This is a genomic window from Pseudomonas bohemica, from assembly GCF_002934685.1.
Classification (GTDB): Bacteria; Pseudomonadota; Gammaproteobacteria; order Pseudomonadales; family Pseudomonadaceae; genus Aquipseudomonas; species Aquipseudomonas bohemica.
Genome location: NZ_NKHL01000116.1, coordinates 23,868 through 36,902 on the forward strand (window position 1 = coordinate 23,868; position 13,035 = coordinate 36,902).

Below are 13,035 nucleotides of genomic sequence, written 5' to 3' on the forward strand. Positions count from 1 at the left end.
CTGGCCGGCAGTAGCGATATTGCGGATGTCACCGCCGGCCAGCCGGACGGCTATCGGAGGGTGATCCGCGCGGTGGGGGGGCGACGGAACAGATTGCCTGCACGCCATCAGCCAAGCCAAACGCGGCCAACGCGCGGTCTACAGCATCCCCGCTCAAAAAGACCTTGGTTTCTGGATGTAACACTAATTAGAATCAGTCTCATCTGTGACATCCCAACCAGGCTTTCTATACATGAGCGACGCAGCGACGCCTTCGGAGCACACTCTGCATGCCCTTTATCGCGATCATCATGGCTGGCTGGAAAGCTGGCTGCGGCGGCGCATGGGCAATGCCTGGGATGCGGCGGATCTGAGTCAGGACACGTTTGTGCGGGTCATCTCAAGCTCGCAACAGATCGCCGACCTTCGCGAACCGCGTGCTTACCTGTTGACTGTCGGCAAGCGTCTGTTGAGCAATTTCTACGCCCGGCAAAGCCTGGAGCAGGCCTATCTCGAAGCCTTGGCACAGTTGCCGGAAGCCTGCGCGCCGTCACCGGAGCAACGTTGGGCGCTGCTGCAAACCCTGCAAGCGCTGGATGAGTTGCTCGACGGTTTACCGACAGTGGTGCGCAAGGCGTTTCTGCTCAGTCAGCTCGAAGGGCTCGGCTATCGCGAAATCGCCGAACGCCTGCAGGTCAGCGAACGCACCGTCAAACGCTACATGGCCCAGGCTTACGAACACTGCCTGCTGGTGGATTGGTGAGCCGCGCCGCTCTGTCCAGCGAAGAGCGTGACGTGCTGCGCAAGGCTGCGCAGTGGCTGGCGCTGCTGGAGTCCGGTGCGGCTTCTGACGACGATCACGACGCGCTGCAACGCTGGCGCAACAGCGATGGCAACCACGAGCGCGCCTGGCAGAAGGCGCAACAGTTGCGCCAGCGCTTCAGTGACCTGCCGACGAGCCTGGCCATGGCGACCCTCGATCGACCGGATCAGGCGCGCCGCGCCGTGCTTAAACGCGCGCTGGGCATCGCCGCCCTGGCGCCAGCGGTGTGGCTGGTGGGGCGGCAACTGCCCATTGATGTCTGGCGCTCAGATCTGCACACCTCAACCGGTGAACAGAAACGCTGGCAATTGGCCGATGGCAGCACGCTGCAACTGGACACGGCCAGCGCCGCCAACGTCGATCTTGTCGCCCGCCGCGTGACGCTGATACGCGGTGAAATAGCGCTCAAGGTGCCGGGCGAGATACCGTTGACGGTCGACGGGCCCTATGGCCGGATCATCGTCAGCCACAGCGAAGTCTGCGTGGCTTTGCGCGATGACCAGTGTCGGGTTCAGGTGGTCAGTGGCAGTGTGCAGGTGCAACCGTTGCAAGGTCCGCTGGTGACGTTGCAGGGCGGTCAGCAGGTAGAACTGCGGCGCGGTGGTGCCGGAGCCGTCCGTGCGTTCGATGCGACGCTGCCGGGTTGGCGCCAGGGTGTGCTCACTGCGCAGAATCAGCCGCTGGGGGATTTCCTGCGGGAGCTGGGCCGCTATCGCAGTGGATTATTGCGCTGGGAGCCCGAGCTTGAAGCCCTGCGCGTCACCGGCAGTTTCCGCCTCGATAACACTGACCGCATCCTTTCGCTGCTGGCTGCCAGTCTGCCGCTGGACGTACACGCGCGCACCCGCTACTGGATCACGCTGGTGCCGCGCGCGAACCCATCGCCGAAAAAAAACGCGTGAAGCCTGTCCCTTTTTTTCACCTCGCCGGTCATTCCAGGTAAGTGAACAAAATACGAGAGCTTCCTTCCATGTCCGCAGTTTCGCCGTACCGCTTGCGCCCGTTGTTGCATATCAGTCTATTGTTGACGCTGAGCTCCAGTCCGCTGTTCATCTCGCCCAGTTGGGCGGAAACCGCAGGCCGCCGCAGCTATGAGGTCCCTGCCGGTAGCCTGGGCGCGGCGTTGACCCGGTTTGCCGGGCTTGCCGGAGTCAACTTGTCCGTCGATCCGGCGCTGGTCCGCGGTCGTAACAGCACCGGTTTATCAGGCAACTTTGAGGTCGAGGAAGGCTTTGCCCTGCTGCTGCAGGGCTCGGGTCTGCAACTGGTGGCCGTGGGCGAGCAAGCGTACACACTGATCCCGGCGCCGGACGGCAGCAGCTTGCAGCTGGCGCCAACCTCGATTCTCGGTGCCAACGACAGCACCGACGGGCAGTCTTACCCCGGTGGCCAGGTTGCACGCCGCGGGTCGCAAGGTCTGCTCGGCGCCCGGGACTTCATGGAGACGCCGTTCAGCCAGACCACCTACACCAGCGAAACGGTGAAAAACCTGCAAGCGCGAACACTTGGCGACCTGGTCGCCAGCGACCCTTCGGTGCGCGCCACCAACCCCGCTGGCGGGCGGTACGAGCAGTTCACGATTCGCGGCTTCAGCCTGTTCAACAGCGATGTGTCCTATAACGGTCTGTACGGCATTCTGCCGACGTACACCATCGACATGGAAATGGCCGAACGGGTCGATATCCTCAAGGGCCCGAGCCAACTGATCAATGGCATCTCGCCCCGGGGCAGCGTCGGCGGAGGCATCAACGTGGTGCCCAAGCGCGCCACCGACAAGCCGATCACTGAATTCACCACCAGCTACGCCTCCAATAATCAGATCGGCGCGGCGGTGGACGTGGGGCGTCGGTTTGGCGAAGAAGACAAGTTCGGCATTCGCTTCAATGGCGTGAAACAGTCCGGTGACACCGAATGGGACCACCAAAGCGTCGATCGCGAGATGGCCGTGCTGGGCCTGGATTTTCGTGGCGAGCGCTTGAGGCTCTCGACCGACATCGGCCACACCGAGCGCAACACCGATGCCCCCCAGGAGCGGGTGCAAATCGGTGCCAACGCCAAAGTGCCTAACCCCAACGACGTACGACACAACTACGCCCAGGCCTGGAGCAAGGCGCGAACCGAGGACACCTTCGGCGCGGTGAATGGCGAATATGACGTCAGTGACTCGGTGATGCTCTACGGCGGCGTCGGCGCGCGCAAGAGCGACCACGACTTCCTCCGGCACGCGGTTTCGATCACCAACAACGCCGGTGATTTCAGCGTGCAGCCCCGGGATTTCACCCGTGACGAAAATGTTCGGACGGCCACCGCCGGGGTACGCAACTGGTTCCAGACCGGCCCGGTGAGCCATGAGGTCAATCTGGCGGCCAGCTATTTCTACATGGACTTCGAGAACGGCGGTGCGCGTTATGCGGCCGCACCGAGCAACCTGTTCAACCCCGTGGATACGCCCACGCCGGGTACTCCGACTCGGACCGATGCCAAGGTCTACACCGAAAACCGTTTCAGCGGCGTAGCGTTGTCCGACACGCTGGGTTTCTTCGAGGACCGCTTGCTGCTGACCCTCGGTGCGCGATGGCAGCGGGTCAAGGTTGATGACTGGACCGACGGCGTCAAAGGCGATACGTCGTATGACGAAGAGAAGGTCTCGCCGTCGGGCGGGCTATTGTTCAAGGCGACCGATCGACTGTCGCTGTATGTCAACTACATGGAAGGCTTGAGCCAGGGCAAGATCGCGCCATCGACTTCGGTCAACGAGGATGAAATCTTCCCGCCGTTCATCAGCCGTCAGGTCGAAGTCGGCGCCAAATACGATCTGGGTTCGTTCGCGCTGACGGCTGCGGCGTTTCGGATCAAGCAGCCCGCCTATGAGACCAATGCCACCTCGCGGGTGTTTGGGCCTAACGGCAAGCGTGAGAACAATGGCGTGGAGTTGAGTGTGTTCGGCGAACCGCGCGAAGGCTTCCGTCTGCTCGGGGGTGTGATGTACATCGACAGTGAGCTGACCCATACGGTCAATGGCGCGTTCGATGGCAACCGGGCGCCGGCCACGCCCAAATATAACGTGAACCTGGGCGCAGAGTGGGATGTGCCGAATGTTCGGGGGCTGACGCTGACCGGGCGGGGGCTCTATTCGAGTTCACAGTATCTGGATCAGGCCAATAGCAAGGAGATTGATTCGTGGGAGCGTTTCGATGTGGGCGCGCGTTATGCGTTCAAGGTCGAGCAGAAGGATGTGACGGTGCGGGCCAGTGTGGAGAACGTGCTGGATAAACGTTATTGGAGTTCGGCGGGCGCCTCGGATGACAGCGAGCCAGGGCTGACGCTGGCGACGCCAAGGACCTATTTGCTGTCGGCGACGATCGGGTTTTGATCGAATCGTCCAGCTGCGCGCCAGGATTTGGCTCACACGCCTGGTAGCAATACAGATTGCGGGCGGCAGCGATATGACGGGCGCCACCGCTGGTAAGCCAAGCTGCCATGAACCAATGTCCGCACCCAAAAAAGCCCCACCTGACGTAATGCCAGGCGGGGCTGTCCGCCAGGGGTTGGTTCTATATCACGCTACATCCACCAACACGATCTCGCTGTCTTCGATGGCTGTCACCCGCAACACCCGCTCATCCTCGACGGCGACCCCATCACGCGCCTCGGCGCGCAGGCCGTTGACCTCGATGATCCCGGTCGCTGGTACCAGATACGCCCGGCGGCCTGCGTCCAGCGTGTACTCGGCCGTTTCGCCGGCCTTGATGTTGGCCGCCACCAGGCGCGCATTGGCCCGGATACGCAGCGCGATATCATCGCCCACCTTGCCACTGGCCAACGTCACGAAGCCCTCGCGATTGCCTTTCGGAAACGGCTTGGCGCCCCAGGAAGGAGGAGCCCCGACCTCGTCCGGCATGATCCAGATCTGGAAAATCCGCGTTTGCTTCGACTCCAGGTTGTACTCGCTATGGGCCACGCCGGTGCCGGCGCTCATCACCTGCACATCGCCCGCTTCGGTACGGCCGCGGTTGCCCAGGCTGTCCTCGTGAGTGATCGCGCCTTCACGCACATAGGTGATGATTTCCATGTCGCGGTGCGGATGACGCGGGAAGCCGGTGCCAGCCTCGATCACGTCATCGTTCCACACCCGCAGTTGACCCCAGTTCATGCGGTTCGGGTCGTAGTAGTTGGCGAACGAAAAGTGATGATGGGCGTTCAGCCAGCCGTGATCCGCGCCGCCAAGGGATTTGAAAGGACGGAGTTGCAGCATGATCAGTTCCTCCATAGCAGGGCCGGCCTAGGCAGCAGCGCCGCTGGTGATGACTTTTCAGTCGATGGAGCAATGATCTGCCAAATTTCTATCGATAAAAAGCGTAAGTTTTGCGTTATTCCAATCGAAATATCGAATATCTTTGCCGCGCCTGAGCTGCGTCTTTACCTGCACTTGATCGGCTAACCCCATGAGCATCCAGCATTTCGCTGGAGCTTGACGGCGAATGGGGCGACCATAGGCGCCTTCTCGTTCAATGCTGATAGACGGAGCCTGCGTGTCGCACGATTTTCCCGCCGAGCCACCCCACGATCCAGCCACTGATTTGCCTCCCGACCTGACCGTTCCCGAGCGTCTGCCCTTCTTCAAACGCCTGCTGGCCCGGATCATCGGCCGCGGGCTGTCGCGCATGCAGGCCCAGCACGTGCCGTCGTGGCGACAGGGGCATGCCGACGGCTTCCTCAACGGTCACGCCGAGGGGATGAACGAAGGCTACGCCGAAGGGCATCTGGACGGCATCGAAGAGGGCCGTCGCGTGCTGGTGATTCGCGACACTCGCCCACTGGAGCACCGTGGGCCGCGCGTTGACGATCACCTGTTCGATGACTGGCGACTGCCGCTGACCAACGAGCTGAAGAAACGCATCAAGGCCGACGTCGCCGAAAAGCTGCCCGCCCACGCTCAGCCGACCGCCGCTCAATGGAAGATGATTTTCAGCGACACTCCGTCGACCTACGTCATCGCCGGAGCCGGGGCAGGAAAGTCGACCTCGTTGGTGCTGCGGGTCCTGCTGCTCAACCACTATTTGGGTTTCGAGCTGGATTCCATGACCGTGGTGACCTTCACCCGCGAGTCGCGCAAGGACTTCATCACCAAGCTCATCGAGGTCATGGGGCTGTGGGGGCACAACCTGTCGCTGCGCGAGGCCCGTGACGTAGTGCTCACGTTCCATTCGCGCATCCTGCCGCTGGTTCGCAGCCTGCCGGGTTTCGAGCAGTTGCAGGCGTTCGAAAACCTCGGCAGTCAAAACGCAAATGTGCCTGGCGGCGATCTGTTCGGCGGCAAGCTGCTCGACGACGGCGCTGACAGCAACCCGTTCGACCTGCGCATCAACGACGCCCAGCGTCAGCGGATGAACCTGTGCTACCGCGATCTCTACGCTGCAAACCCGCGCTTTCGCGAGGTGATGGCGCCGCTGTATCGGCATTCGTTGCAGCTCAAGGCGCTGGACCGTGATCATCCGGACGTGCAGAAACGCATCACCGTGATGGGCCTGTCGTCCAGGCGCGACGAGGAATTGTGTGACGTGATCGAGGACCTGTGGATCCGCGCAGGCGCTTGGCCAATCCAGGGTGTCGAGCCGATGCGACAGACGGTCGAGGTCAGCGGGCTGACCTTCCACGTACACGGTTACGCCGCAGAGCTGGATGCGTGGATCGTGCTGGGCTTTGACCCCAGCGAAGACCAGCACCTGCGTCGTCCGGATGCCAAGCTGCCGGTCTGGGCCGAATGGGTGATCAAGCGCACGCTGTTCCAGGCGTTCTGCCGCAAGCCGGTGATCTGGCTCGAGAACTACGAGGCGTCTCGGGGGATGATGCAGTCGCTGTCCGGTGCCGCGGTGGCCGGTCCGGGTTTCGATTACAAGGTCAAGGGCGAATTGAGCGCGGCGCCGCTGCTGGACTGTTTCGTCGCTGCGGCCGGCTTCATCGAAAACCTGGGGCTTGATGTGCCGGATGCCGTGTCGCAGATGAATTTCTCCGATCAGGACCCGGACCGATTCTTCTTCGAAGCCCTGAGCCTGTTCTGGAAAGCCTTCGAAGACCATCTGCTCGAGCAAACGCCGCCAGTAATGACCTATAACCGAATGTTCGCGCTGTTTGGCGAGAAGTCACCGGAGAACCTCAAGCTGGTCAGCGACGAGGGCTTGCGCCCGCTGTCGCACCTGATGATCGACGAGTTTCAGGACGTGTCGCCGCAAATCGTCTCCTGGATTCGCGCCAGCCTTCGGGAAGTGCGCAGCCGCGGCCCGGCTTTGCATGGGGGGCGTGGCGCCCAGCGTTCGTCGTTGCTGTGCGTGGGCGATGATTGGCAGTCGATCTACGGCTGGCGGGGTAGCTCGCCGAAATTCTTCATGGAATTTCCCAAGGAGTTCTCGTCGCCCTCGACCACCAGGGTCATGCTCAGCGACAACTTCCGCAGCCATCAGCACATCATCGATGCCGCCGAGCACATCGTCCGTGCCGCCCCTGCGATCAGCGGCAAGAAAGCTCGCGCCAGTGGCGCAGAACAGGAACTGCTGCCGGTCACGGTGCTGGATCGTGATGACGATCGACTCGTGGCGACCCTGATCGAGCACTACAACGCGGGTGAATCGGTAATGCTGCTCTATCGCAAGGGCAGCGAACGCAGCAAGTTGCCCGAGTCGCTGCAAGCGCTGATGCAGGCTGATTATGCATTGCCTCCCCAGGAGCGACGTCTCAAGCAATTGACTTACCACAGCTCCAAAGGCTTGCAGGCCGACGCGGTGTTTCTGCTCGGGGATTGTCAGCACCTGACCCAGTCGCCGTACAAAAATCAGGTTTACCAGCTGGCCGGCTTGGGCAAGGAGGGCGATCTGGAAGCGTTCGACAATGCGCAGAAAGACGAAGTGCTGCGCCTGGCTTATGTGGCAATTACCCGCGCGGTGCGGCATTGCTACTGGTTCATCGATGCGGTGGGGAACGATGATGCGGCGGTGCCGAGAGCATCGGCGAGGATTGCCGGGGACAAGGCGTTTTTCGAGGATCGACGCGGGGCCGTCGTGGAGCAGTAATAGAGTTCTGTAGCAGCACGGCTCGCCGGCGATCGCAAGCCTGAGGATATCGGCGCCGGCAAGCCGTGCTGCTAAAAATGGGGGTTCGAGTTCGGTGGCGGCCGGTTTCAGGCCCGGTTCAGATACGACGTCTGCTGCGGCACGAAGGTCTCCAGCTCAAGCTCGATCGCTTCGATGATGCGCTCCACGTCCATGGCGTTCATCACGGTCGCACAGGGGATCCCGGCAATCGCGATCACCGTTTCGCCACTGGCGCGATCAAAAAGACGCGCGACCATACTGCTGGGTGCATCCATGTTGGCTTCGAAGCCCACTGGATGAAAATGCCAGCGCATCAGCTGACAAGCGTTGGGGAATGTGACTTTGTTCATGAGACCCACCTCGTTCAATCGAGCAATTCCAGAGCTCCGCAGGGCAGGGAAAACGGGATCTGTCAGCCAGCTTCGAGGAACGGCGCAACACGTGTGGCAGAGCACAGCGCAGCTTTGTTTTCGTTCCGTGTTGGTCGAAGCGCGGACCCCACAGATCGCGAATCAGATAAAGGTAGCACCGAGTTCTGACAAGAATGAGAAAAAAATCCTACAAGAAGCAATATTTACCCTTTAATGATGCAGGTCATATTTCGTTATAGCTGAACAGTATTTAAAAAGTTTGCTGAATCGTTATTTTTTTAATAAGGCATTGAGCTATCACTGTGCGTCCGGTCTGGACCGTCTCAAATGTGATTCATGTACTGGACTCACGGATGTGAAACGGTGTGAAAAATCGTGCTATTGCGGTGTGAAGTGTATTAAGAAAGTTACAGCCAAACGTTTTATTTGTTATTTTTGACGCCAGAAAAAAATCCGAAAAAAAATATTAAAGTCCACTGAATAAAACAGCAGTGCCTGCCGATAGCCCATCAAGTGCAAGCGAACTGTTCTAAATCACTTTTCGAATTGCAGTCATCATTTACCAACGAGACCCTGAAGTTTCTGGTGTTTGATCGTCGCAGGGATGCTTTGAGCCCCGCATCTATAATGAGAGAAGTGCCATGTCGATAAGAAACATGAATATTGCGCCACGCGCGTTCCTGGGGTTTGCCTTTATTGCCGTTCTGGTGATCGGGCTCGGTTTTTTCTCTCTCAACCGCATGGCCCTGATTCGCCAGGCCACCACCGACATGGAAACCAACCAGCTCCCCAGTGTGGGTTACCTGGGCAACATGCTGGAAAACACCTTGCGCCTGCGCATCACTTCTTTCCGCACGCTGGTCAACCGTGAGCCAGCCGCGCTGCGCGAAACCGACGGGCGTATCGCCGAGCTGATCGGCAAGTTACAGGAGGCCAGGAAAAACTACGCTGCGCTGCCTGCCGACGGCGAGGAGCTGTCGGTGTTTCGGCAGTTCGAGGCGACGCTGGCGACTTTCCTCGATGTCCAGGCCCAGGTGCTGGATTTGTCGCGTCAGGAAAAGATCGAAGACATGCGGACCCTGATCAATACGCGCATGAAAGATGCGACTGACCTGATGGGTGTTCAGATCAACCAGCTGATCAGTATCAATAAGGCTGCCGCAACAGCTGCTGCAGTTGTCTCCAAACAACAATATGACGGTGCCAATGTCGGGGTTATTGTCATGTCGGTTATCGCCGCGCTGCTGACTGTCTTACTTGCCTGGTTACTGACTAAAAGTATCGTGAACCCGCTTTCCAGAGCAGTGCGCGCGGCTGAAGAAATCGCTGCGGGTGATCTGACCCGGCCTATTGAAGTCGATGGTAAAGACGAAGCGGCGCAACTGTTGAAGGCCTTGGCCACCATGCAGCAGAACTTGCGCAAAACCATTGAGTTGATTTCTGGCTCTGCCACACAACTGGCCTCTGCCGCCGAAGAATTGAGCGCGGTGACTGAAGAATCCTCCCGTGGTCTGCAACAGCAAAACAATGAAATCGAGCAGGCGGCGACCGCTGTCAACGAGATGACCGCTGCCGTCGAAGAAGTGGCGCGCAATGCGGTGTCGACTTCCGAAGCGTCGCAGCAGTCAAATCAGACCGCTCGCCAGGGGCGTGATCGGGTGGTCGAGACGGTCAAGTCGATTCATGCCATGACTCAGCAGATCCAGGCGACCACAGGCCTGGTTGAAGGCCTGGCGGAGCAGGGGCGTGATATTGGCAAGGTGCTGGATGTGATTCGCTCGATTGCCGAGCAGACCAACCTGTTGGCGCTGAACGCAGCCATCGAGGCAGCGCGCGCCGGTGAGGCAGGACGTGGGTTCGCGGTAGTGGCCGATGAAGTGCGGGCACTGGCCCATCGTACGGCGCAATCGACCACCGAAATCGAGCAGATGGTGGCCGGGATTCAAACCCGCACTGGCGATGCGGTGCAATCGATGTCGCGCAATACTGACAGTACGCGCAGCACATTGAGCCTGGCCAGTTCAGCAGGGGATGCGCTGGAACTCATTACTGAAGCGATTGCCCAGATCAACGAACGCAACCTTGTGATCGCCAGCGCTTCGGAGGAACAGGCACAGGTTTCCCGTGAAGTGGACCGTAATCTGGTGAACATCCGGGATCTTGCCGCGCAAACGGCGGCAGGCGCGAATCAGACCAGCGCGGCCAGTCATGAGTTGTCACGCCTGGCGGTGGATCTCAAGGCGATGGTGACGCGGTTTGTGGTTTGACGCGGTTCACGGTTAAACGCTGATTGTCCTGCAAATCCGCGTTGCAACACATTCATATGTAGGAGCGCGCGTGCCGCGATGGCGTCATACCAGACATCTCAAGGGTTGCTGATGTGAGCTATCGCGGCAAAGCGCACTCCTACAGGTTATGCGTGTTTCCAGGCCTCTTTATTCACCAAGTCCTTCGGCCGGTCCCCGGCCAACGCACTCAGCAGATTCTCCACCGCACATCGAGCCATGGCTTCTCGGGTTTCGAAGGTCGCCGAGCCCATGTGCGGAGTTGCCACCACGTTATCCAGTTGCAGCAGGGGAGAGTCCGCTGCCAGTGGCTCGCGCTCGAACACGTCCAGGCCCGCCGCGCGGATTTGCTTGTTGCGCAGGGCTTCGATCATCGCCTGTTCATCTACCACCTTGCCCCGGGCGATGTTGATGAAGATGGTCTCCGGACGCATCAACGCGAACTGCTCGGCTCCAATCAGACCTTCGGTCTCGGCCGTCAGCGGCAATGTCAGGCAAACGAAATCGGCTTCCTGCAACAGCGCCTCAAGGCTGCGGTACTGCGCATTGAAACGGGCTTCGACAGCCGGCTTGGGCGAGTGGCTGTGGTAGATCACCGGCATGCCGAAGCCGAAATGCCCACGTTGCGCCAGCGCCTCGCCAATCCGGCCCATGCCAATAATGCCGAGGGTTTTGCCATGCACATCGGTGCCAAAATGCGTCGGGCCGATATTTTCCTTCCATTGGCCGTCGCGAACCATGGTCGCCAGTTCCACCACCCGCCGCGCCGTGGCCATGAGCAGCGCAAAACCGGTGTCGGCGGTGGTTTCGGTCAGCACGTCCGGAGTATTGGTCAGCAGGATGCCGCGTCTGGTCAGGTAGTCGATGTCGTAGTTATCGACTCCCACCGAGACGCTGGATACCGCCTTGAGCTTCGGGGCGAGATCCAGCAACTGCGCGTCGAGCTTGATACTGGCTCCCAGCAGGCCGTCAGCCCCGGGCAGGGCATCACGCAGACGAGCGAGGCCCTCCGCGCTTTTAGGGTTTTCGATCAGCGTCACCTGCGCGACCGCTTCAAGACGTTCCATGAGGGGCGCCGAGAGTTTTTTGTACAGAACCACATGCTTTTTCATCGATTGTCTTCCAGATCAAGGGTGCGCAGGTGTGCGACGAACATTCGTCTCATCGCGCAGGGGCTTTGCGCTGTTGTCCGGTTTGAGCAGCAGCGTGAGCACCACCGACAGCAGCAGTGCGCCGCTCATGAACAGGTACGAAGCGCTCAATGTCCCGGTGACGCCGTTCAGGTAACCGACCAGATACGATCCGGCGAACGAACCCAGTGCGCCGAGGCTGTTGATCAGCGCCATCGCACCACCGGCGACGTTGGCCGGCAGGATTTCCGGGACGATGGCGAAGAATGGCCCGTAAGGCGCATACATGCAGGCACCGGCGATCACCAGCAGCGAATAGGACCACCAGAAATGCTCGGTGCCCAGCGCGTATGAGCCGTAAAACGCGAAGGCTGCCAGCAACAGGGGCGGCCAGACGAACAGTTTGCGTTTCTGCAGTTTGTCCGATGCCCACGACACCACCACCATGCCGATCACCGCAGCCAGATAAGGCATGGCCGACAACCACCCGGCTTCGACCATGTCCATCTGCATGCCTTTCTTGATGATCGTCGGCAGCCACAGCACGAAGCCATAGACGCCGATGCTCCAGCAGAAATACTGCGCGGCCAGCAGTAGGACTTTCGGCGAGCGGAAGGCTTCGGCATAGTTTTTCACCGGCTTGATGCCGACTTGCTCGGCGTCCAGACGAGCTTGCAGTTCGGTCTTCTCTTCGGCGGTCAGCCACTTGGCCTGCGTCGGGCGTTCGTCCACCAGGCGCCACCAGATGAAAGCCCAGATGATGGCGGGCGCGCCTTCGACGATGAACATCCAGCGCCAGCTGAAATGCGCCACCAGATAACCGGACACCACCGACATCCAGAGCATGGTCACCGGGTTGCCGAGGATCAGTACGGTGTTGGCCCGCGAGCGTTCGGCCTTGGTGAACCAGTAGCACAGGTACACCAGCATGGCGGGCATCACCGCCGCTTCGACCACGCCGAGCATGAAGCGGATGCCGATCAGCATGTAGGCGTTGGAGACGATCCCGGTCAGGGTCGCCAGGCCACCCCAGAGGATCAGGCTGACGAAAATCAGTTTCTTTACGCTCTTTTTCTGCGCATAGATCGCACCCGGCACCTGAAAGAAGAAGTAGCCGAGGAAGAACAGTGCCCCCAGCAACGACGACATGCCGGGGGTTATGTGCAGGTCTTCGGCCATGCCCGATGCGGTGGCGAAGCCGTAGTTGGCGCGGTCAAGATAGGCCAGGCTGTAGGTGATGAACACGATGGGCATGATCAGCAGCCAGCGGCGCTTGAGGCCTGCGTGTTTCACGGTTTCGAGTAGCTTTTCCATGTCGGGCTCCCTGAGGATGTTGTTTTTGTCGCAGCAGGTGATGGG

Annotated in this window: 9 protein-coding genes and 1 pseudogene; 6 read left to right on the top strand and 4 right to left on the bottom strand. The window is 60.1% G+C overall.

Annotated features, from left to right (window positions below; genetic code table 11):
* The first annotated feature begins 232 nt into the window (after positions 1–232).
* From CE491_RS20885 to CE491_RS20895, 3 genes are all read left to right on the top strand, one after another.
* Positions 233–742, top strand: coding sequence for a sigma-70 family RNA polymerase sigma factor (locus tag CE491_RS20885; RefSeq protein WP_110950241.1), 510 nt, complete (start codon positions 233–235; stop codon positions 740–742).
* On the top strand, positions 739–1,704 hold the full coding sequence (locus tag CE491_RS20890) for a FecR domain-containing protein (RefSeq protein WP_110950242.1): 966 nt from the start codon (positions 739–741) through the stop codon (positions 1,702–1,704). Before CE491_RS20885 ends, CE491_RS20890 begins: the two co-directional genes overlap by 4 nt.
* 68 nt (positions 1,705–1,772) lie before the next feature.
* Positions 1,773–4,175 carry a TonB-dependent receptor gene (locus tag CE491_RS20895; RefSeq protein WP_110950243.1) on the top strand — a complete coding sequence of 801 codons (2,403 nt, stop codon included), beginning with the start codon at positions 1,773–1,775 and terminating at the stop codon, positions 4,173–4,175.
* Between the two features lie 186 nt (positions 4,176–4,361).
* On the opposite strand, the gene CE491_RS20900 is transcribed toward CE491_RS20895, so the two are convergent.
* Positions 4,362–5,057, bottom strand: a complete 696-nt coding sequence (locus CE491_RS20900; protein WP_110950244.1) for a pirin family protein — start codon at positions 5,055–5,057, stop codon at positions 4,362–4,364.
* A gap of 256 nt (positions 5,058–5,313) precedes the next feature.
* On the opposite strand from CE491_RS20900, the gene CE491_RS20910 reads away from it, so the two are divergent.
* On the top strand, positions 5,314–7,869 hold the full coding sequence (locus CE491_RS20910; protein WP_199885199.1) for a UvrD-helicase domain-containing protein: 2,556 nt from the start codon (positions 5,314–5,316) through the stop codon (positions 7,867–7,869).
* Positions 7,870–7,976: 107 nt separating this feature from the next.
* On the opposite strand, the gene CE491_RS20915 is transcribed toward CE491_RS20910, so the two are convergent.
* A complete protein-coding gene (locus CE491_RS20915; RefSeq protein ID WP_110950246.1) occupies positions 7,977–8,258 on the bottom strand; it encodes a DUF1652 domain-containing protein in 282 nt (93 codons plus the stop codon).
* A 659-nt stretch (positions 8,259–8,917) separates the two neighbouring features.
* Here CE491_RS20915 and CE491_RS31285 point away from each other — a divergent pair.
* Together CE491_RS31285 and CE491_RS31290 are read left to right on the top strand one after the other, a co-directional pair.
* Positions 8,918–9,670 (top strand): annotated as a pseudogene (locus tag CE491_RS31285) (MCP four helix bundle domain-containing protein); the annotation flags it as partial.
* The gene (locus CE491_RS31290) at positions 9,665–10,528 is read left to right on the top strand and encodes a methyl-accepting chemotaxis protein (protein ID WP_407681357.1); all 864 of its coding nucleotides are present in this window, start codon (positions 9,665–9,667) and stop codon (positions 10,526–10,528) included. The pseudogene CE491_RS31285 and the gene CE491_RS31290, both read left to right, overlap by 6 nt.
* A gap of 146 nt (positions 10,529–10,674) precedes the next feature.
* Here CE491_RS31290 and CE491_RS20925 read toward each other — a convergent pair whose 3' ends face one another.
* Together CE491_RS20925 and CE491_RS20930 are read right to left on the bottom strand one after the other, a co-directional pair.
* The gene (locus CE491_RS20925) at positions 10,675–11,658 is read right to left on the bottom strand and encodes a 2-hydroxyacid dehydrogenase (RefSeq protein ID WP_110950248.1); all 984 of its coding nucleotides are present in this window, start codon (positions 11,656–11,658) and stop codon (positions 10,675–10,677) included.
* A gap of 15 nt (positions 11,659–11,673) precedes the next feature.
* Positions 11,674–12,990 carry an MFS transporter gene (locus CE491_RS20930; protein WP_110950249.1) on the bottom strand — a complete coding sequence of 439 codons (1,317 nt, stop codon included), beginning with the start codon at positions 12,988–12,990 and terminating at the stop codon, positions 11,674–11,676.
* Between the last annotated feature and the right edge of the window lie 45 nt (positions 12,991–13,035).